Origin of the sequence: Frateuria aurantia DSM 6220, from assembly GCF_000242255.2 — a bacterium.
Lineage (GTDB): Bacteria > Pseudomonadota > Gammaproteobacteria > Xanthomonadales > Rhodanobacteraceae > Frateuria > Frateuria aurantia.
Genome location: NC_017033.1, coordinates 1,838,249 through 1,856,998 on the forward strand (window position 1 = coordinate 1,838,249; position 18,750 = coordinate 1,856,998).

The 18,750-nt window shown below is 62.6% G+C and carries 19 protein-coding genes and 2 tRNA genes; 15 read left to right on the forward strand and 6 right to left on the reverse strand.

Annotation, left to right across the window (positions count from 1 at the left end; all coding sequences use genetic code 11):
• The first annotated feature begins 475 nt into the window (after positions 1 to 475).
• The gene (hpaA, locus tag FRAAU_RS08530) at positions 476 to 1,414 is read left to right on the forward strand and encodes a 4-hydroxyphenylacetate catabolism regulatory protein HpaA (RefSeq protein WP_014403140.1); all 939 of its coding nucleotides are present in this window, start codon (positions 476 to 478) and stop codon (positions 1,412 to 1,414) included.
• On the opposite strand, the gene FRAAU_RS08535 is transcribed toward hpaA, so the two are convergent.
• The gene (locus FRAAU_RS08535) at positions 1,411 to 2,139 is read right to left on the reverse strand and encodes a hypothetical protein (RefSeq protein WP_014403141.1); all 729 of its coding nucleotides are present in this window, start codon (positions 2,137 to 2,139) and stop codon (positions 1,411 to 1,413) included. The two genes, hpaA and FRAAU_RS08535, sit on opposite strands and share 4 nt — an antisense overlap.
• On the opposite strand from FRAAU_RS08535, the gene FRAAU_RS08540 reads away from it, so the two are divergent.
• Both FRAAU_RS08540 and FRAAU_RS16485 read left to right on the forward strand, forming a co-directional pair.
• On the forward strand, positions 2,138 to 2,386 hold the full coding sequence (locus tag FRAAU_RS08540; protein ID WP_041270488.1) for a hypothetical protein: 249 nt from the start codon (positions 2,138 to 2,140) through the stop codon (positions 2,384 to 2,386). The genes FRAAU_RS08535 and FRAAU_RS08540 overlap by 2 nt on opposite strands.
• Positions 2,387 to 2,722: 336 nt before the next feature.
• Complete coding sequence (locus FRAAU_RS16485) at positions 2,723 to 3,844, forward strand: GGDEF domain-containing protein (protein ID WP_169314754.1); 1,122 nt, start codon at positions 2,723 to 2,725, stop codon at positions 3,842 to 3,844.
• Between the two features lie 65 nt (positions 3,845 to 3,909).
• On the opposite strand, the gene FRAAU_RS08550 is transcribed toward FRAAU_RS16485, so the two are convergent.
• The 3 genes from FRAAU_RS08550 to FRAAU_RS08560 form a co-directional block, all read right to left on the reverse strand.
• Positions 3,910 to 5,265: a diguanylate cyclase gene (locus FRAAU_RS08550; RefSeq protein WP_245546343.1), complete on the reverse strand. Its 1,356-nt coding sequence runs from the start codon at positions 5,263 to 5,265 to the stop codon at positions 3,910 to 3,912.
• Between the two features lie 542 nt (positions 5,266 to 5,807).
• A tRNA-Pro gene (locus FRAAU_RS08555) sits at positions 5,808 to 5,884 on the reverse strand.
• Between the two features lie 259 nt (positions 5,885 to 6,143).
• Positions 6,144 to 6,220, reverse strand: a tRNA-Pro gene (locus tag FRAAU_RS08560).
• Positions 6,221 to 6,393: 173 nt separating this feature from the next.
• Between FRAAU_RS08560 and hisS the strand changes: the two genes are divergently transcribed.
• Both hisS and FRAAU_RS17225 read left to right on the forward strand, forming a co-directional pair.
• Entirely contained in the window at positions 6,394 to 7,767 is a 1,374-nt protein-coding gene (gene hisS, locus FRAAU_RS08565) for a histidine--tRNA ligase (protein ID WP_217176290.1), read from the forward strand.
• A 190-nt stretch (positions 7,768 to 7,957) separates the two neighbouring features.
• Positions 7,958 to 8,209 carry a hypothetical protein gene (locus FRAAU_RS17225; RefSeq protein ID WP_156803387.1) on the forward strand — a complete coding sequence of 84 codons (252 nt, stop codon included), beginning with the start codon at positions 7,958 to 7,960 and terminating at the stop codon, positions 8,207 to 8,209.
• 194 nt (positions 8,210 to 8,403) lie between these two features.
• On the opposite strand, the gene FRAAU_RS17230 is transcribed toward FRAAU_RS17225, so the two are convergent.
• The gene (locus tag FRAAU_RS17230; RefSeq protein ID WP_156803388.1) at positions 8,404 to 8,787 is read right to left on the reverse strand and encodes a hypothetical protein; all 384 of its coding nucleotides are present in this window, start codon (positions 8,785 to 8,787) and stop codon (positions 8,404 to 8,406) included.
• A gap of 567 nt (positions 8,788 to 9,354) precedes the next feature.
• On the opposite strand from FRAAU_RS17230, the gene FRAAU_RS08575 reads away from it, so the two are divergent.
• The 10 genes from FRAAU_RS08575 (at position 9,355) to FRAAU_RS08620 (ending at position 17,669) form a co-directional block, all read left to right on the forward strand.
• Positions 9,355 to 9,687: a YerC/YecD family TrpR-related protein gene (locus tag FRAAU_RS08575; protein ID WP_014403146.1), complete on the forward strand. Its 333-nt coding sequence runs from the start codon at positions 9,355 to 9,357 to the stop codon at positions 9,685 to 9,687.
• Positions 9,688 to 9,690: 3 nt separating this feature from the next.
• Positions 9,691 to 10,584 (forward strand): ATP phosphoribosyltransferase, encoded by an 894-nt coding sequence (gene hisG, locus FRAAU_RS08580; protein WP_014403147.1) that lies wholly within the window; start codon positions 9,691 to 9,693, stop codon positions 10,582 to 10,584.
• Positions 10,581 to 11,918 (forward strand): histidinol dehydrogenase, encoded by a 1,338-nt coding sequence (hisD, locus tag FRAAU_RS08585; RefSeq protein ID WP_014403148.1) that lies wholly within the window; start codon positions 10,581 to 10,583, stop codon positions 11,916 to 11,918. Before hisG ends, hisD begins: the two co-directional genes overlap by 4 nt.
• Positions 11,915 to 12,994, forward strand: coding sequence for a histidinol-phosphate transaminase (hisC, locus tag FRAAU_RS08590; RefSeq protein ID WP_014403149.1), 1,080 nt, complete (start codon positions 11,915 to 11,917; stop codon positions 12,992 to 12,994). Before hisD ends, hisC begins: the two co-directional genes overlap by 4 nt.
• Positions 12,991 to 14,058, forward strand: coding sequence for a bifunctional histidinol-phosphatase/imidazoleglycerol-phosphate dehydratase HisB (gene hisB / locus FRAAU_RS08595; RefSeq protein ID WP_014403150.1), 1,068 nt, complete (start codon positions 12,991 to 12,993; stop codon positions 14,056 to 14,058). Before hisC ends, hisB begins: the two co-directional genes overlap by 4 nt.
• Positions 14,055 to 14,645 carry an imidazole glycerol phosphate synthase subunit HisH gene (gene hisH / locus FRAAU_RS08600; RefSeq protein WP_014403151.1) on the forward strand — a complete coding sequence of 197 codons (591 nt, stop codon included), beginning with the start codon at positions 14,055 to 14,057 and terminating at the stop codon, positions 14,643 to 14,645. Before hisB ends, hisH begins: the two co-directional genes overlap by 4 nt.
• Positions 14,646 to 14,659: 14 nt before the next feature.
• Positions 14,660 to 15,385 (forward strand): 1-(5-phosphoribosyl)-5-[(5-phosphoribosylamino)methylideneamino]imidazole-4-carboxamide isomerase, encoded by a 726-nt coding sequence (locus tag FRAAU_RS08605; protein WP_014403152.1) that lies wholly within the window; start codon positions 14,660 to 14,662, stop codon positions 15,383 to 15,385.
• Positions 15,386 to 15,425: 40 nt separating this feature from the next.
• On the forward strand, positions 15,426 to 16,220 hold the full coding sequence (gene hisF, locus FRAAU_RS08610; RefSeq protein WP_014403153.1) for an imidazole glycerol phosphate synthase subunit HisF: 795 nt from the start codon (positions 15,426 to 15,428) through the stop codon (positions 16,218 to 16,220).
• Positions 16,217 to 16,849 (forward strand): bifunctional phosphoribosyl-AMP cyclohydrolase/phosphoribosyl-ATP diphosphatase HisIE, encoded by a 633-nt coding sequence (gene hisIE, locus FRAAU_RS08615; protein WP_014403154.1) that lies wholly within the window; start codon positions 16,217 to 16,219, stop codon positions 16,847 to 16,849. Before hisF ends, hisIE begins: the two co-directional genes overlap by 4 nt.
• A gap of 130 nt (positions 16,850 to 16,979) precedes the next feature.
• The gene (locus FRAAU_RS08620; protein WP_014403155.1) at positions 16,980 to 17,669 is read left to right on the forward strand and encodes a 4'-phosphopantetheinyl transferase family protein; all 690 of its coding nucleotides are present in this window, start codon (positions 16,980 to 16,982) and stop codon (positions 17,667 to 17,669) included.
• A 13-nt stretch (positions 17,670 to 17,682) separates the two neighbouring features.
• Here FRAAU_RS08620 and FRAAU_RS08625 read toward each other — a convergent pair whose 3' ends face one another.
• On the reverse strand, positions 17,683 to 18,735 hold the full coding sequence (locus tag FRAAU_RS08625) for a C13 family peptidase (RefSeq protein ID WP_014403156.1): 1,053 nt from the start codon (positions 18,733 to 18,735) through the stop codon (positions 17,683 to 17,685).
• Positions 18,736 to 18,750 lie beyond the last annotated feature (15 nt).

An 18,750-nucleotide genomic window follows, 5' to 3' on the forward strand; every position in this document is an offset into this window, starting at 1 on the left:
TCAGAATCAGGACTTGCCGGCCGGCCGGTCGATGGCGGATGCGAAGTCGATACATGGGCTGGAGCACTTCCTTTCGGACGCCGGCAGATGACCTGTCGCCGGATCAAGCGGCTGCGGCGCGACTGCATGATGGGCGAGGGCGTGGGTCAGCGGAAATGGCCTTTCCGGTGCATTGACAGGTACTTTCCATGGAGCGCCGCGGCTCGGTCTGACGTGTGCCGGCTGATGACCTCGGGCTTGCGAAAGGCCCGCCTTCGCTATCCGCTATCCGCTGGCAGCCTGAAGGCCTGCATGCATATCAATCGGCGACATGCACGCGAAGATCACGTCGGCGTGGCTAGCGTGGCAGTGCCTGCCCGGTCATCGGATGGTGATGGCCGAACGGCGCGCATGGTTGGCGGAAGGGCCGCGTCCCGCCAGCGGCAAAGGTGTTCGTGCCCGAATCGCGGCCTGATCGAAGGCAAAGGAGGCCGTCGTGCCCAAGTTGATCCCTTCAGCGCTTCCGGAGCTTGCCGAGATGCAACCGCAGGCATGGCCGGATGACGACATCAGGCTGGCCAGTGTGGCGCAGATGGCGGGACTGCATGGCCGGTCGATGGCCGCGCATTTCCACGATCGCTGCTATCAGCTCCACTACATCCGCAATGGCGGCGTGACGGTTTGTCTGAATGACCGTCGATATCGGCTGGAAGGACCGATGTGTTTCCTGACTCCCCCGGCGGTGGTGCATGCCTTCAGTCTGGATCCGGCTTGCGAAGGCCATGTCCTGACCCTCCGCCAGCAATGGATCTGGCCTCTGCTCGATCCCCGTCACGGCCTGGTGTCCGACGGCCGGGTAAGGCCGTTGTGCGTCGCCGCCGCGACCTTGGTCGAGAATGAGCGGGCCTTGCTGCTGCAGGTCGACAGCTGGCTGGAGCGGCTCGCCGGTGAATTGACGGTTTTCCGGGCAGGTCAGGATGTTGCCGTTGCGGCCTTGATCCGGCTGATCTTTGTCAGCTTGCTGCGACTTGAGCGGCAGGCCATGTCGAATGGCCGACTGCGCCGTCATGATGTCCGCTTGTTCCGTCGCTTCAATGCCCTGATCGAACAGCACTACCGGGAACACTGGCCCTTGCTGCGCTATGCCCGCGAGGTCGGAGTCACCGCCAGTCGTCTCAACCAGGTCTGCCGTCTGTTTGCCGGCCGCTCCTCGAAGCGACTGGTTTTCGAGCGTCTGACGGACGAAGCTCGCAGGCAGCTGCGCGCCACAGGCGCCTCGGCCAGCGAGATCGCCTACGCCCTGGGCTTCAAGGATCCGGCCTATTTCAGTCGATTCTTCGCACGCCATACGGGGATGTCGCCGGGGGCCTATCGACTGTCGGGGCGGGCGGCGCTGGCAGGAGTCACGGATGCAGGTGCCGCCGAGGGGGGCTAAGCCGGTTCGAGCAGCGACTCGATGCGGGATGGTCGGAAGCCCACCGCCGGCCATTCCGTGATCGGCCTGACTGGCCCATCGGCAACGGCAGGCTGGTCGTCACCGGCATCATAGCCGGCACGATTCAGCCCATGGCGCACTTCCTCCAGCAGCCGGCGGGCGGTCAAGGCGTCGAGACCGCCACACAAGGTATGCAGACAAGTCGATCCTTCGACATCCAGCCGGTAGCTCACCTCGATGATCCTGCCACGATGACTCGGCCTGCGGCCATGCGCGTCGTTGCCCGCATCTTCCGCGATGCGTCCGGCAGATGCTTGCTGGTAGGCCATCAGCGGTTGTGATCGCAGGGGGGCGGCGTATTCCAGCTGGGTGATCTCGTTACGGACCACCAGTCGGCGGATGTCGCTTGCCCGGATGCTGAATGCCCGGTTCTGCAGCCCTTCGCGACTCACCACGAAAGCCTGCGGGACGCGGAAAGTGCGAGCCGGGCCAGGACGCCAGCTCCACTGGAAGATGCACCACAACGCCACCGATTCGATGGCTGCGGCGATTGCGGTTATCGCAGGTGGTTCATTGCCACAGGTGATCAGCAGCAGTCCCAGCAGGATCCAGAGGCTGCCCAGGCTCGCCGCGATCATCCGCGGGAACGGCAGGCTCGCAGGGTGGATCTTGAACCAGACAAAATCGGCCTCGAGGTTTCGAATGTAGCTGGCGGATGCAGGCATGGTGTTTTGCTTTCAGGTGCTGATGGTGAAGGGGCTGATGGTGAAGGGGCTGTTCCCAAGGCTTGATGCACTTTATCCAACTGAAGCGGAAGCATGTCGGGACCGGGTAAAACAGCATCCGTCGCTGGTCAGTCGCCTGAGCCAGGCGATCGGGGCCGCAGCATCCGCCAGCCGCATCGCAAAGTCCTCATTATCGGCAAACGAAGTTCAAACGTTGCGCAAGCTGTTGATTTTACGTATTGAATGAGGGGCTTTCGGTATGGGGCACGATCTGGACGGCAAGTCCTCGCCCTGGAAAAAGCGGTGCGATTCCTGAGGGCTTGCCATTCATCGGAGGGATGGCGGTTCGTCTGACACACGAGAGTGCGCGGGCCAGTGGCACAGCTGAACCTGCCGTCTGTTGGCAACCGAGGGGCAGGCCGAAGCGACAGGGCGTCTCGTTGTCGGGTTGTACGGGCTGGCTCGTTTCGTGCGGCAAAGCCGCCGCCTGGAGTCCATGCCGCTCATGGGTCTGGCGGAGAACGAGGTGGCCGTGTCATGCAACCGACGGACGCAGCGCATTCCTGCAGTAGAATCGGCGGCCATGATTCCCATCGATCCCGCCACTCTGTTTCTGGTCAACGCGATCTCGTTGCTGATGTTCGCGGTGGTATATCTGGTGGCGTGGTGGCGTGGTTCGGATCGGCCTTATTGGTTGAACCTGGCCATGTCCGAGATCGTGTTCGCTATCGCTTTCGTCATGTTTGCCCGATTGATTGATGGCGACTCGCATGTCTTGCTGGTGCCGAATGTGCTGCTGGTGGCGGCACTGGGCTTGCGATGGAGGGCTCTGCACGGATTTTTCGGGTATCGAGCCAGGGCCATATGGACGCTCGCTGCGGCATTGCTGGTGTCAGGAGCGCTGCTGGCGGCTGACCACTGCGGCAAGGGGCTGGCTTTTGGCGCGGTCAATATCGTGTTGATCTTGCAGATGCTGGCGATCATGTCCACCTTGTGGCGTGCGACGCCCAGACTGCCTTCCCGCTGGGGGCTGATCGTCGCCTACCTGATCATGCTGTTGTCATCGGTGTTGCGAGTGGGCGAGGGCTGGTTGTTGCATCCTGGCATGACCAGCCTGTTGCCGCTGGATGGGCTGCTGGCCGTGCACTTGGGGGCGGCCGCAATTCACATCGTGGCCAGTGGGGCCTTCAGCTTGTCGTTGGCCTACGAACGCGGCATCGCGGACCTGCGTCGCATGGCTTCTCGTGATGCGTTGACCGAGTTGCTGAATCGTCGCGGTCTGCAGGAGGCCTTGTCGAACGCGCCCATCAAGGGATGCGGGTTGGCGATCGATATCGATGACTTCAAGCAGATCAATGACAGACATGGCCATCCTGCCGGTGATCAGGTGATCATGCATTGCGCCGGGATCATCCATCGATGGACTCGTGAGCAGGATCTTGTCGCCCGGATCGGCGGTGAGGAGTTCTTTGTCTGGTTGCCCGGCAGCAGTCAGGAGCAAGGCCGGCAGGTCGCCGAGCAGATCCGCCTGGCCATCGAATCGCGCAGCGTGAATGCTGGTGGGCTGTGGATCAGCTATACCGCCAGCATAGGGGTGCGTCATGGCGGCAGCGGACCGTCGTCGTTCTCGCAGCTGATGGTGGAAGCCGATCGTGCCCTGTATCGAGCCAAGGCGGCAGGGCGCAACTGTGTCCGCAGCGGATAGGCTGGCGAGCCTTCGCGTCCGCGCCGGTCATGCCGGCATGGCGTGCCTTGCGACAGGCGGGATGGTCAATCCGCCGTGGGAGAAATCCGGCTGACGCAGACCTGGTTGCGCCCGGCCTGTTTGGCCTGATACATCGCCGCATCCGTCCGACGCATCAGGTACTCATAGTCTGGATGGCCGTCGTAGGCGGCCACACCGATGCTGGCTGTGACGGTGATGCCTTGATCGACTCCGCTCCAATCCATGGGAGTGGCGGACAACTGCCGGCAGATCTGATCGGCGATCATGGTGGCTCGGGCCTCTTCGCAGTCGACCAGGACGACCAGGAATTCTTCGCCACCGAGGCGGAACAAGTAATCGCTGCCCCGGGTCAGGCGCCCCAACAGGTCGGCGACATGCCGAAGTGCCGCATCACCGGCCGCATGGCCGAAACGATCATTGATCGTCTTGAAGTGGTCGATATCCAGCAACAGCAGGGCAAAACGGTCGCCACTGCGATCGGAAAGCAGAATCTCACGCCGCAATACAGAGGGCAGGAAACGACGATTCAGCAAGGCCGTCAAAGCATCGGTTCCGGAGTCCAGTTCGCTGACCTGTTCGAACAGCACCGTCAGTGACTGGCGGATGTTGCTGAGGTGGTCGCGAATGGCTTCCAGCAGATGCATGCGGTCAGAGCCTGCATCCGGCAACCGCCAGAGCAGCGCGTCAATGGCGAGCATGGCTCTTTGCACGGTGACCACGGCCTCGTGGTCACCGAAGCTGGGGGCGCCCTTGTGAATGAACCAGCGCCCGAACTCCGTCTCGGTCAGGGTGCTGATGGACGAGATATCACCGCCGCTGGCCATCATGTAAAGCAGGCTGTTCTCCCAGTCCAGCAGCATGGCGCGCTGCCGCTCGCGTTCGGTGCCGGCATTGCGCATCAAAGAGAACAGTCGGTAGGTGGCGTCGCTGCGCGCCGAGCGCTCGGAGCCTGAGACATAGGCGGCGCTCATGCCTTCCAGTCCCAGGTCCATGGACTCGCCGGCGACGCACAGGGCGCTGTAAGCCAGGGCGGGATCGGGTTCCTCCCGCTGCAAGGCCTCTGCCAGCCGGTGACGCAGAATGCGGAATCCCTGGGTCATCAGGTCGACCGGCAGATCAATGCGGGCATGCAATGACCCAGCTCGATGATTGAGCTGGGTCAGCTCCATCGCATCATCGGACTTCGCCTTGAGCACGGCGTGCAGCCAGCGCTCCAGCGCCGGCTTGAGCCGCGTCCAGACATCGTCATAACTGAGAAAGCGCGATGCGCGAGGATCGTCCAGCAAGGCTCGGTAAAAATCGTTGGCCAGATCGGCCACCACGGGACCGGGCAGCGCGGCCAGCAATTGCAGTGTGGCCTGGGGGGCCTTTGACAGATGATCTCGCCAAGACTGTGCCATGCGATCCAGGCGCGTGGCTTCATCGGACTCTTGGCGTGGGGTCAAAGGCATGCAGGACGGCCGAGCTAAAGTGGCTGTCAATTGTGACAGATGCCTCGATTGTTGTGAAATCCGCGTGAAGAAAAGAGTGCATCCTATTGATAGTATTTCAATAAACGACCGCCGCACTCCCCGGCATGCTTGCATGACGGCAGTCGGGTGCGGATCGGATGTTGTCGAAGGTCCAGGGCCTTAGTACTGAATTCGCCTCGCATCGACGGGCTGGCTTGATGGCCTGGACTTCGGAGGGGGCATCGCCAGTGCCGGGGTTGATGTTGCGTATCGACTTTGCGTTGACGGGGCGCCGACTGGCTGCGATCCGGCACGCCTGAGGAGGATGCGTGGGTATGCCGGCACAGGTGGGGGAGTCCTGTCTTCGCGGCATATCTGGCCGGATATCCGGCTGAGAACCGGGCAGGCCCTGGATGTGATGGCCAGAGGCTTCTTGATCGCAAACCGGAAAACAACAAGGCCACCGCGAGGGTGGCCTTGTTGTCGAATTTTGGTCGGGGAGACAGGATTCGAACCTGCGACTTCTACGTCCCGAACGTAGCGCTCTACCAGGCTGAGCTACACCCCGCTGGAAGCCGGCTATTCTATCTGTCTGGCATCGCCTCGTCCAGAGCTTTGTTGAAATTTGTTTGCCGCCGTTTCGGCCGACCAGTCTCGGTCTTCGCGCATCGCGACTGGCGGGTCGGTCCGGGGTGCCGGTTTCGGCGGGGTGGTCGACCGGGCGGGGATGGCCATTGTCCCGGGGCGGATCTTGCCGATCAGTTCCGGCAAGCCTTGAAGGCCGCAAACAAGAAAGCCACCGCAAGGGTGGCTTTCTTGTCGAATTTTGGTCGGGGAGACAGGATTCGAACCTGCGACTTCTACGTCCCGAACGTAGCGCTCTACCAGGCTGAGCTACACCCCGTCAGGAGCTGCGTATTTTAGGGATGCGCCAGGTCTTTGGCAAGCATTTTCTATGGAATTCTTTCATTTTTTTGGGAATGACCCGGCAAGGCGCGCAGGCGGGCTTGCTGGTATCCTTGCGCATTGCATATATCCGCCGTATTCGGCTTACCGTCTGTTGAGGAAATCATGGCGCTGACCCAGGCCCGTACCATTCCCGGTGTGCTCGAGCTGCTGCCGCTTGACCAGATCGCCTTCCAGCGCATGCTGGACACCATCCGTCGCAACTACGAGCGTTTCGGCTTTCTGCCGATCGAGACGCCGGTGATCGAGCATACCGATGTGCTGCTGACCAAGACCGGCGGCGAAACCGAGCGCCAGGTCTATTTCGTGCAGTCCACCGGTGCACTGGAAAAAGGTCAGGAGGGTGTGCCCGAGCTGGCGCTGCGTTTTGATCTGACCGTGCCCCTGGCGCGTTACGTGGCCGAACACGAACACGATCTGTCCTTTCCCTTCCGTCGCTATCAGATGCAGCGTGTGTACCGCGGCGAGCGTGCCCAGCGCGGCCGCTTCCGCGAATTCTATCAGTGCGATATCGATGTGATCGGCAAGGATGCCTTGTCGGTTCGTTACGATGCCGAGCTGCCGGCCGTCATCTACAGCGTGTTCCGCGAGCTGGCGATCGGGCCCTTCTCGATCCAGCTGAACAATCGCAAGTTGATGCGCGGTTATTTCGAGAGTCTGGGTGTTGCCGATGCCGCGCAGCAGACCCTGGTGCTGCGCGAAGTCGACAAGTTGGACAAGCGCGGCCCCGACTATGTGGCCAGCACCTTGCGGGGCGAGGGCTTTGGTCTGGCCGAAGATGTGGTCGCCAAGATCCTGGCCCTGGTCCAGGTGCGCTCGACCTCGGTGGATGACGCCTTTGCCAAGCTCGATGCCCTGGGCACCGGCTCTGACTTGATGGAGCAGGGCCGGGACGAGTTGAAGCAGGTGATGGCCCTGATTCGCGATTTCGGTGTGCCGGAGACCCATTTCTCGCTGAATCTGTCGATCATGCGCGGTCTGGACTACTACACCGGCACGGTCTACGAGACCACGCTGACCGAGCATCCTGAAATCGGTTCCATCTGTTCCGGTGGCCGTTACGAGAACCTGGCGGGTCAGTACACCAAGTCGCATCTGCCTGGCGTCGGCATTTCCATTGGCCTGACCCGGCTTTATTGGCAGTTGCGCGAGGCGGGTTTGCTGAACACCGCTCAGAGCACCGTGGACGTGCTGGTCACCCAGATGGATGCGGCGCATCTGCCGGATTATCTGGCGGTGGCCGGTGAGCTGCGTGCGGCGGGCATTGCCACCGAGGTGGTATTGGACAACGGCAAGCTGGGCAAGCAGTTCAAATACGCCGATCGCGCCGGTATCCGCTTTGTACTGGTGCTGGGCGAAGACGAGCTGGCCAAGGGCATGGTGACGGTCAAGGATCTGCATCGCGGCGACCAGTTCGAGGTTGCCCGGGCGGAGCTGGTGAAGTCGCTGCGCGTCGAGCTGGCCCAGGCTCGCATCGAGCAGTAAGCCTGCTGCTGCCATATGTGACGGATCGACTCCGCTCGCTTGTGGACATGTTGAAAGAGACCGGCTGTGGCCGGTCTCTTTGCATTCGGAGTCGGCTCTGTGCCCGGTCAGGCATTCCGAACGCCTGCTGGCTTTCATATGGCCAGTTCAGTGAGTGAATGGCAGCTGATGCGTTGCTGGAGTAGGATGATTGCGGTCCTTCGGTGATCACTTCTTGCTCCGGAAAGCTTCTTTTGACGGTTCAATGATTCGAGGACGAATTGATGTATATCAAAGACCTCAAGTCTGCGCTGGCGGTGATCGAGCCGCATTCGAAAAAAATACTGCCACCCCGGAAACGGCGCTCAAGGCGCTGCAGGAGTTGGGCGTTGTTACAGCCAAGGGCAAAATTGACAAGAAGTACGCACAGGAGCCCGTATTGAAAAAGCTTGGGTCCAAGTGAGTCATCTTCACACCTCGTTCGTGCTTGGATACCACGGCCGTTCAAAGGCCGTCGCCAAGAAGCTTGTCGAGTGCAAGGCCTCGCCCTCCAGGTCTGAACGAGATTACGACTGGCTCGGCCCCGGCTTTTATGTCTGGGAGTCCGATCCACTTCGTGCGTGGGAATGGGCGAAAACTCGGCGTGACCGTGGCAAATCATACGCACCTTGCGTGGTGGGCGTGGTCATTGATCTCGGGAATTGCCTTGATCTGAGTAATCGTGACGATTTGGCGATGGTAATGAGGTCTTATGGTGACCTGGTTGAGACTTGCCGCGAGGCAGGTCAGGCGCTGCCACAGAATCAGGATATCGCGCAGGACAAGCATCAAAACAAGTTGATTCGAAACCTTGATTGCGCGGTTATCAAGAATCCGCATCGTATAGCCAGTAGTGACAAGTCCGATGTGATAAGGCCTTTCGATACGGTACGGGCGCCATTCCTTGAGGGCGGTGAGTTGTATCCTGGAAGCGGGTTTGCGGCCAAGGCCCATGTTCAGATTGCAGTTGTCAATCTGAACTGTATCAAGGGTATTTTTCACGTACCGACGCCAACTGACTGACTTTTTGTGTCAGGGTGCTGGGTGGCGGAGGTTGCTTGGGGAAGTCTCGATTAACTCACTTGTCCTGTGGATATGAGGCCAAATGCGTTGATCACGTCCCCTGCGCGGCCGGGAAAAGCGCCGAATGATTGCATGCGACGTGCCCACAGACGCGTTTTCGATGATGAGGGTGCTGGAAGCTGGTCCTTCGAGCTCAGATAGGTACTACGCCTCGGTGTTGCCGGCGCGCAAAATGTATCAGGGTATCGGCAATCACCTTCAAGTCGATGACGACCTCGGCTCTCGCCAAGCCAGTGCCGTGCAGATATTTACCAGTCCATCTGGACCATCGGCGCACACTAAATTCAATCAGTGACAGGTCGAGTTGAGATTGAGCTCGCTTTGCGGTCGGGGCATGGCCTCGCACCCCAAGTCAAACTGCTGAGTCGAATACATCCGGGCTGCAGTAGTGGGCAGCTCGTCAACTGGGTATCTGCCCTCCATCGGCTTGCCGGCGAGCTGGCGCTGTCGTATGCTTCACCTATCGTATTAACGCATTAGTACATTATGAAGCGTCGATCTCTCAGTCCCTCAGTTCCAGACGAAGAGGCCGAGGCCAGTCTGTGCGAGGCCCTGGTCTCGTTGAAGTCGGTGGAGTCGATGCAGGCTTTTCTGCATGACTTGTGCACGCCGGCCGAGCTGGAAGTCATGATCGACCGCTGGCGGGTCGTGCCCTTCCTGTTGGAAAAACTGTCCTATCGTGAAATCCATGAGCGCACGGCGGTGAGCATCACCACCATCGGCCGGGTCGCCCGTTATTTGAACCAGGGTAGCGGTGGCTACCTCGCCGCGGCTGCGGCGGCTGCAGGTCGCCCGCTGGCGACGGAAGAGAAGGCTTGATCTATGAGTACACGTGACCGTTTGCGTATTGCCATGCAGAAGTCCGGCCGATTGACCGAGCCGGCACAGGATCTGCTGACCCGTTGCGGGTTGAGTTTCAGGCAGAGCCGCGACAAATTGTTCTGTTTTGGCGAAGGCGAGCCGGTAGACCTGCTGTTGGTGCGTGATGACGATATTCCGGGCCTGATCGCCCAAGGCGTCTGTGATCTAGGCATCGTGGGGCGCAATGTGCTCAGCGAATTTCAGTTGACGGCACCGCCGGAGCAGGCCGAACTCAGCGAATTGCGGACCTTGGGTTTCGGTCGTTGCCGGCTGTCCATCGCGGTGCCGCAGGAGCTGAATTACCAGGGGCCGGAAACCCTGCAGGGTCTCAGCATCGCCACCTCGTATCCCGGTCTGGTCGGCGACTGGCTGCAGCGCCGGCAGATCCAGGCCAAGGTGATTACCTTGGCGGGCTCGGTGGAAATAGCGCCGCGACTCGGTACGGCCGATGCGATCTGTGACCTGGTGCAGAGCGGCGGTACCCTGGTCGCCAACCAGTTGCGCGAAACCGACATCCTGCTGGAAAGCGAGGCCGTACTGGCAGGACCGAAGCAGCTGCCGGCCGATGAGCGCGGTGACATGCTGGAGCTGCTGCTGAAGCGACTGGACGGCGTGATCCAGGTCCGTGAATCCCGCCTGTTGCTGCTGCAGACCTCGCGTCAGCATCTGGAGCAGGTCACCCGGCTCCTGCCGGGCGGACCGCAACCGATCCTGCTCGGCATCGCGGGCCAGCCCGATCAGGTATTGCTGCAGGCACTGTGCGCCGGAGAAGTCACCTGGCGCGAGCTGGAAGACATCAAGAAGGCCGGTGCCCGCGAAATGCTGGTCCTGCCGGTGGAGAAGATGCTGGCATGAACACCCTGGATTCACTGGATATCGATATCCGCCTGCAGGACTGGGCCCGACTCGACGAGCGCGCGCGTGAGGCTGCGCTGACGCGGCCGGCGCAAAGTCAGGCCGAGGCGCTGAAGCGGGATGTGGCGGCCTTGGTGGCCGAGGTACGACAGGACGGAGATGCCGCTCTGCGGAGACTGACGGCACGACTTGATCGCTGCCAGCTGGATGCCCTGGAAGTGCCGGCCGAGGAGTTCGCGGCGGCCGAGGCCGCCCTGGCACCTGAGCTGAAAGCGGCCATCGAGGAGGCGGCCGCCCGCATCAAGCTGTTCCACGCGGCGGCGGCTCCGCTGCCGGTGGCGGTGGATACGGCGGCAGGCGTGCGGGTGGAGCGGGTGCTGCGCCCGGTGCAGCGGGTCGGTCTGTATGTGCCGGCCGGGTCGGCGCCCCTGCCGTCCACGGCCTTGATGCTGGGCGTTCCAGCGGTACTGGCCGGCTGTCGAGAGATCAGCCTGTGTTCGCCGGTCCGGGCGGATGGTCGTTGCGACGAGGCGGTGCTTTATGCGGCCAAGGTGGTCGGTGTGCATCGCGTGTTCAAGCTGGGTGGGGCCCAGGCGGTGGCGGCCATGGCCTACGGCACCGCCAGCGTGCCCAAATGTGACAAGATTTTCGGTCCCGGCAACAGCTGGGTCACCGAGGCCAAGCTGCAGGTTTCGGCTGATCCGCAGGGGGCGGCGATCGATATGCCGGCCGGTCCTTCGGAGGTGCTGGTGATTGCCGATGCGGCGGCCAATCCCGTCTTTGTAGCCAGCGATCTGCTGTCACAGGCAGAGCACGGTCCGGATTCCCAAGTCATACTGCTCAGCCCGTCCTCGGAACTGCTGCAGGCCGTACAGGCCGAAACCATCCGCCAATGCCGTGAACTGCCGCGTGGCGAGGTGGCGGCCAGGGCGCTCAGCCAGAGCCGGTTGCTCAAAGTCGAGTCGCTGACGCAGGCCATCGAGGTCAGCAATCGTTACGCCCCCGAACATCTGATTCTGCAGGTGGCTGATCCCCGCGCCCTGCTGGATGGCATCGAAAGTGCCGGTTCGATCTTTCTGGGGGCCTGGACACCCGAATCGGTGGGTGACTACTGCAGCGGCAGCAACCATGTGCTGCCGACCTATGGTTATGCCCGCAGTTACAGCGGCGTGTCGGTCGCCAGTTTCCAGAAGCAGATCACCGTGCAGGAAGTGTCAGCCGAGGGCTTGCGCCGGATCGGTCCGTGCACGGCTTTGCTGGCCGAGGCCGAGCAGCTGGAAGCGCATCGTCGTGCCGTGACCTTGCGTCTGGCCACGCTGGAGGCCGGGGCATGAGTATTCTCGAGCGGGCCCGTGCCGAGATTCGCGCCATGCAGCCCTATGCCTCGGCCCGCCTTGAGGCCAGTGGCGGGACGGTGATGCTCAATGCCAATGAACTGGGCTGGGCACCCGAAGGTGAATTCAGCGAAGGCTGCAATCGCTATCCGGCGCCCCAGCCGGTCGAACTGGTGCAGGCTCTCGCCGAGGTCTATCAGGTGCGGCCCGAGCAGTTACTGGTCGGGCGCGGCAGTGACGAGGCCATCGATCTGCTGCTGCGCGCCTTCTGCCGGGCCGGTGAGGATGCGATCATCATCAATCCGCCGACCTTCGGCATGTATGCCATCGCCGCCCGGGTCCAGGATGCAGCGGTGATCGAAGTGCCGCTGGCGGAGGATTTCACGCCGGATGCCGCAGCGATTCTGGCGGCCTGGACGCCGGCCGTAAAGCTGGTCTTTGTCTGCGGGCCCAACAATCCCACCGGCAAGCGGATCGATCCGGCCGTGATTGTCCAGCTGGCCGAAGGCTTGCGCGACAAGGCGATGCTGGTGGTCGACGAGGCCTATATGGAATTCGCCGCAGGCTCATCCAGTGCCAGTGCGCTGCTCGAGCGTCATGACCATGTCGCGGTGTTGCGGACCCTGTCCAAGGCCTGGGGGCTGGCCGGTGCCCGCATCGGCTGCCTGCTGGCCGATGCGACGGTGATCGATCTGCTGCGCCGGATCATGGCGCCGTATCCCTTGCCGGTGCCAAGCATCCGCGCGGCGATGGAAGCCCTGTCTGCTGGTGCCCGGCCTCTGGCGCGACAGCGGGTGGGTATCGTGCTGCAACAGCGCCAGCGTCTGGTCGAGGCACTGGCCGGCTGGCCGGGGGTGCGCGAAATCCTGCCCTCGGATGCCAATTTCATCGCGGTGCGGCTGGACGATCCGGGCGAGACCTATCGCCGCTTGCTGGCGGCAGGTATCGTGGTGCGTGATATCCGGAAATATCCGCGGCTGGGGGATGCTCTGCGGATTTCGATTGGAACACCTGAAGAAAACGACCGGCTGCTGGCCGTGCTCAGGGCGTGGCTGGGTGAAGAGGGGCAGGCATGAGTGCAAAAATTCTTTTTGTCGACCGGGATGGCTGTCTGATCGAGGAGCCGGCTGACGAGCAGATCGACAGCTATGCCAAGTTCCGGCTGATGCCCGGCGTGATCGCGGCGCTGCAGCGCTGTGTCGGTGCCGGTTACCGGCTGGTGATGGTGACCAATCAGGATGGCCTGGGTACGGATGCCTTTCCCGAGGCTGATTTCGTCGGCCCGCAGGCGCTGCTGCTGCAGATCCTTGAATCCCAGGGCATCTGTTTTGACGAGATCCTGATCGATCGCAGTTTTCCGCACGAGGCCAGGGATACCCGCAAGCCTGGTGTCGGCCTGCTGCGTCATTACCTGGCCGACGATGGCTGGAGTCGGGCCGCCTCGGCGGTGATCGGCGATCGCGAAAGCGATATGCAGCTGGCGGCCAACCTTGGCGTGCGCGGACTGCGGGTGGGCACGGACGGTCTCGGCTGGGCGGAAATCGCCCATCTGCTGCTGGATGCTCCGAGGATCGCCACGGTGGTGCGTGATACGAAGGAAACCCGGATCCGGGTCAAGGTGGATCTGGACCGGGTCGCCGATCCGGTGGTACACACCGGCCTGGGCTTTTTCGACCATATGCTGGAGCAGATCGGCAAGCACGGCGGCTTTGCCCTGGACCTGCAATGCGATGGCGACATCCATGTCGATCCGCATCACACGATCGAGGATTGCGGACTGGCCCTGGGGCAGGCCTTGCGCCAGGCCCTCGGTGATCGTCGCGGCATCGCCCGCTACGGTTTCAGTCTGCCGATGGACGAAGCCGCCGCCGATGCCCGGCTGGATCTTTCCGGACGGCCGTACCTGGTTTTCGAGGGTACCATCCCGGCCGAACGGGTCGGGGATCTGCCGGTGGAGATGATTCCGCATTTCTTCCGATCCTTGTGCGAGACCCTGGGAGCGAATCTGCATCTGAATTTGCGCGGTGACAATGCCCATCACATGATCGAAGCCGCCTTCAAGGTCACGGCGCGTACCTTGCGGCAGGCGATGGCTCGCACCGGCAACGATCTGCCCAGCACCAAAGGAGTGCTGGCATGAGCGTTGTGCTGGTCGATGCCGGCGGCACCAATATCGGCTCGGTCCGTTATGCCTTGCAGCGCCTCGGCGTCGAGGCGGCACTGACCTCCGATGCCGCCGCCATCCGGGGTGCCGACAAGGTGATTCTGCCTGGGGTGGGCGCGGCCGCACCCGGCATGGCACGTCTGCAGGAGCTTGGCCTGATCGATGTGCTGCGCGGGCTGACCCAGCCGGTGCTGGGGGTCTGCCTGGGCATGCAGTTGCTGTGCGCGCATTCGGACGAAGGCAATGTCGATTGCCTGGGCCTGATTCCGGCACCGGTTCGCCATTTCGAGGCGGCACCGGGGCGACGGGTGCCGCATATGGGTTGGAACCAGCTGCAGGCCGTGGCGGCCCATCCTTTGACCGAGGGGCTGGACGCGCCGGCCTGGGCATATTTCGTCCACAGCTATGCGGTGCCGGTGGGCGATTGGACCTTGGCCACCTGCGAATACGGCAGCCCGTTTTCGGCCATGGTCCGGGCCGGCAATTTCCACGGTGCCCAGTTCCATCCCGAGCGTTCATCGGAGATCGGTGCGCGTGTCCTGAAGAATTTTCTGGCGTTGTGAAGGAAGCCAGCAGCATGTTTACAGTCATTCCGGCGATCGATCTGCGGGCAGGGCAGGTCGTCAGACTCAAGCAGGGCGATTATGCCCGGCAGACGGTGTATGCCGACACCCCGCACGCACTGGTGGCCGACTATGTCGCGGCCGGTGCGCAGTGGCTGCATGTGGTGGATCTGGACGGGGCCCGCAGCGGCAGTCTGGAAAACCTGCGGGTGATCGAGGCCATGGCGGCCTCGGGCTTGCGGGTGCAGGCCGGCGGCGGTGTTCGCGAGCGTGCGGATCTGCAGCGTCTGTTCGATGCGGGCGTCGAACGCGTGGTGGTCGGCAGTGTGGCGATCCGTGATCCGGAAGCGACGGCCGGCTGGCTGTCCGAATTCGGTTCCGATCAGCTCGTTCTGGCACTTGATACGCGCTGGCTGGAGGGTCAGTGGCGTCTCCCCAGTGCAGGCTGGACCGAAATGGAAGTGCGCGGGCTGGACGAGCTGGCGCCTTGGTATGCGTCGCGCGGCGCCCGTCACTTGTTGTGCACCGATATTGATCGGGACGGCATGCTGGCGGGGTTCAATCTGGACCTGTACCGGCATCTGAAGGATATCGTCCCGGACATGCAGGTGCAGGCTTCCGGCGGAGTTCGATCGCTGCAGGATATTGGCGATGCGCGTGCCGCCGGCGCCGATGCGGTGATTCTCGGACGGGCCCTGCTGGAAGGGCGCTTCGACCTGAAGGAGGCACTGTGCCTGTGAAACCGGAAATCGTCACCGGCCTTGCAAGGAGTCCGCGCCCATGCTGAGTCGCCGCATCATTCCCTGTCTGGACGTACGCGACGGCAAGGTCGTCAAGGGTGTCCAGTTTCGCGATCATGTCGTGATGGGTGATATGGTCGAGCTGGCCATGCGTTATCGCGATGAAGGGGCCGACGAGCTGGTGTTCTACGACATCACGGCCAGTCCCGAGGGGCGCCGTGTCGACCGTCGCTGGGTAGAGCAGGTGGCGCGGGTGATCGATATTCCCTTCTGCGTCGCCGGTGGCATCCGCAGTGTCGACGATGCCCGTGAGGTGCTGCATGCCGGTGCCGACAAGATTTCGGTCAATTCGCCGGCGCTGGAACGTCCGGAGTTGATCAATGAACTGGCGGCTGCCTTCGGGACCCAGTGCGTGGTGATCGGAATCGACAGCCTGCGTGACGGTGATGGGGAATGGCGGGTCCGACAGTATACCGGTGACCCGTCACGGACCCGTGCGCTGGCACGTCGCACGCAGGACTGGGCACTGGAGGTGCAGCAGCGCGGTGCCGGCGAGATCGTGCTCAACTGCATGGGCAGCGACGGCGTGCGGCAAGGCTATGATCTGGAACAGTTGAGTGCCTTGCGCTCGATCTGCCAGGTGCCCCTGATCGCTTCCGGTGGCGCCGGTCTGCCCTCCCATTTCCGCGATGCATTCGTGCGGGCGGATGTTGATGGGGCCTTGGCCGCCAGTGTTTTCCATTCCGGAAACATCGAGATTCCGGTCCTCAAACAGTATTTGCGGGATGAAGGGCTGGCCATGCGCTGGCAGAATCCCAAGGTGGCTTATCCATGACGACCGACCTGACTGATCTTTCGACGCTGGACTGGGACAAGGGCGAAGGATTGCTGCCTGTGATCGTGCAGCATTGGCTCAGTGGCGAGGTTCTGATGCTGGGTTACATGAATCGCGAGGCGCTGGCCCATACTCAGGCCACGGGCCAGGTCACCTTTTTCAGTCGCAGCAAGCAGCGCCTGTGGACCAAGGGCGAACGTTCGGGGCATGTTCTGCAGCTGAAATCCATTCGTCGCGATTGCGATGCCGATACCTTGCTGGTGCAGGCCGATCCGGCGGGGCCGACCTGCCATCTGGGAAGCAGCAGTTGTTTCGGTGCGGACCAGCAGCCACCTCTCGGGTTTCTCGCCCAGCTGGATGAGCTGGTTCGGCAGCGCCATGAGCGGCGTCCAGAGGGCAGCTACACGACGCGCCTGTTTGAAGGCGGGATCCGCCGTATCGCTCAGAAGGTAGGTGAAGAGGGCGTGGAAACTGCCTTGGCCGCGGTAGCCCAGGACGATGCCGAATTGCTGGGCGAGGCGGCCGATCTGGTATTCCACCTGACTGTCGCGCTGCGCGCGCGCGACTTGTCGTTGCGCGATGTGAGCGCGATTCTGGCCGGGCGGAACCCGGCGCCATCCGATTCCTGACATCACACTTTCGGTCAAGGGACTGCGACCTTGCAACGCGGCCCGGCCGGGGCCGGACGGCCGGGTCGGCGTGCGGGACTATGGCAGACTGGGTTTCCTTGAACGAATGGTGTGTGATCAGGTGCGTGCAATGGCGGTACGAGAGTCCAGACCTGATCGGTTGTTGCGGCAGGCCTTGCGCTTGCCTGCCGGCATGGGGATCGATGTGGGGCTGAACGGGCCGGCACCGCCTCCAGCGCCTTACCACTGGCTGCCGTCACGGATCCGCCAGGCATCCAGCAAGCGCCGGCCTGCCTTGGCGGGCAGTTTTTGCGCCCGCCGGGCCTTGAGCCGTGCCGGCTATGCCGGCACGGCCAAGGTCAAGACCGAGCCCGATGGTCCTGCCATCTGGCCGGAGGGTTGGACCGGAAGCATCGGGTGTGCCGATATCGGTGCAGTGGCGGTGGCTGCGCCCAGTCATGCCGGTGAGTGGCTGGGCGTGGATCTCAGTGTGCCTCTGACCGAATTGCAGCGCCGCTGGCTGGAGCCATTGCTGGCGACGCGCGCTGAACTGGAGGCGTTGACTTCACGCTCCACCGAGACCTTGAGTCTGCTTTACTCGGCCAAGGAGGCCTTGCAGCGGGCTTTGCAGCCGTTGCTGGGGGACATACCGGACTATCAGGCCATGCGCTGCGTGCGCATGGACGGTGAATGGCTCTGGTTCGAACCCGCCGTGGATATGGATCCGCATTGGCCTGCGCAACGGCTTGTCAAGGTCCGCTATCTGAGTACCGGGCAGTGGGTACTGACCGTGGCGTCCAGCCTGCAGCAGATCGATTGAGAGAGGGGCGCGCTCAGTCGGCCTCGTCAGTGGCATCCTGGGCAGCGGCATCCGCGGCATGGGATGGTCGCAGCGGATAGTCCAGCATGGGCGTCGGGCGGACATGAGTCGACCAGTTCCGGATCTGGCCGTCGATGCCGCTGCCTATATCGATCTGCGGTTCCGAAGGCTCCAGCTTGTCGCGATGCTCCCATTGACCGACCTCGGTGCTGGCACGATGGAAGGCGGCGATGAAATCCGGGGTCTGATTGAGGCCATCGACCAGCCAGGCGCGGCCGAAATAGGTGGCTGCCGTGTCGTTGCTGCAACCGAAAGAGCTTCGATCCGCGGCGGCCGCCGTCAGCACCAGAGTCCCGGCACCATGCAGTTCGGGCACGAAACCGCCCGAATAGCAGGCGTTGACCACCACCACCTTCCATTTGAAGGGGTATTTTTTCAGAATTCGCGCGAGATCGCCGGTTCCGATCTGATCCAGCGGGAGCGGGTCCATATCCACCAGCAGACTGTGATCTTCGCTGCCATGGGTGGTCAGATACAGCAGCAGAATATCCTGTTGCGGATTCATGACCTTGGACAGCGCGGCGAGGCCGGTTTCCAGGTTGGACCAGCTGGCCAGCGGCCGGCTCTGCAAGGTGTCGGGATTGTTTTCCAGCAGCAGGCTGTGGCCGGGAGCAGCCAGGCGCTTGTCCACCAGTTGCGCGCCATATTCCGCCTCGTTGCGAAACACGTTCTCCTCGCCGTCGCCGGCAAAGGTGATGGCATACAGGTTGGTCTGGCCGGGCGTGCGTGGCCGCAATTGCCGAATGGCCTCCTGCATCAGCCGCGGCTGGTCATAGATGACCTGTTCCGGCGAGGGGGCGTCCGCAGGCCAGCTGTCGTTGCCTGCCGCGGCGTCGTCCTGGTTCTGGCTTACCTCGACCGAAGTTGTCGCTGCCGGCTTGCCGGCATGGCTGACCGCCACCGCCGGCGTGGTGGCCTGGCGGCCGATCCATCCGCCATGGCCGCTGACCTGCATCAGCAGGATGCCTGCGGCAAAGGCCAGAATCGCAATCAACGCGCTGCGCATGGGCTGGAGTTTCCG

What these genes read in the sequence shown, in the direction of transcription:
- FRAAU_RS08550 (WP_245546343.1), bottom strand. Translation starts at nt 5,265, where the DNA reads ATGGCACAGTCTTGGCGAGATCATCTGTCAAAGGCCCCCCAGGCCACA.
- FRAAU_RS08625 (WP_014403156.1), bottom strand. Translation starts at nt 18,735, where the DNA reads ATGCGCAGCGCGTTGATTGCGATTCTGGCCTTTGCCGCAGGCATCCTG.
- hisIE (WP_014403154.1), top strand. Translation starts at nt 16,217, where the DNA reads ATGACGACCGACCTGACTGATCTTTCGACGCTGGACTGGGACAAGGGC.
- FRAAU_RS16485 (WP_169314754.1), top strand. Translation starts at nt 2,723, where the DNA reads ATGATTCCCATCGATCCCGCCACTCTGTTTCTGGTCAACGCGATCTCG.
- FRAAU_RS08535 (WP_014403141.1), bottom strand. Translation starts at nt 2,139, where the DNA reads ATGCCTGCATCCGCCAGCTACATTCGAAACCTCGAGGCCGATTTTGTC.
- hisB (WP_014403150.1), top strand. Translation starts at nt 12,991, where the DNA reads ATGAGTGCAAAAATTCTTTTTGTCGACCGGGATGGCTGTCTGATCGAG.
- hisG (WP_014403147.1), top strand. Translation starts at nt 9,691, where the DNA reads ATGAGTACACGTGACCGTTTGCGTATTGCCATGCAGAAGTCCGGCCGA.
- hisF (WP_014403153.1), top strand. Translation starts at nt 15,426, where the DNA reads ATGCTGAGTCGCCGCATCATTCCCTGTCTGGACGTACGCGACGGCAAG.
- hisH (WP_014403151.1), top strand. Translation starts at nt 14,055, where the DNA reads ATGAGCGTTGTGCTGGTCGATGCCGGCGGCACCAATATCGGCTCGGTC.
- FRAAU_RS08605 (WP_014403152.1), top strand. Translation starts at nt 14,660, where the DNA reads ATGTTTACAGTCATTCCGGCGATCGATCTGCGGGCAGGGCAGGTCGTC.
- FRAAU_RS08540 (WP_041270488.1), top strand. Translation starts at nt 2,138, where the DNA reads ATGGTGTTTTGCTTTCAGGTGCTGATGGTGAAGGGGCTGATGGTGAAG.
- hisD (WP_014403148.1), top strand. Translation starts at nt 10,581, where the DNA reads ATGAACACCCTGGATTCACTGGATATCGATATCCGCCTGCAGGACTGG.
- hisC (WP_014403149.1), top strand. Translation starts at nt 11,915, where the DNA reads ATGAGTATTCTCGAGCGGGCCCGTGCCGAGATTCGCGCCATGCAGCCC.
- FRAAU_RS08575 (WP_014403146.1), top strand. Translation starts at nt 9,355, where the DNA reads ATGAAGCGTCGATCTCTCAGTCCCTCAGTTCCAGACGAAGAGGCCGAG.
- FRAAU_RS08620 (WP_014403155.1), top strand. Translation starts at nt 16,980, where the DNA reads ATGGCGGTACGAGAGTCCAGACCTGATCGGTTGTTGCGGCAGGCCTTG.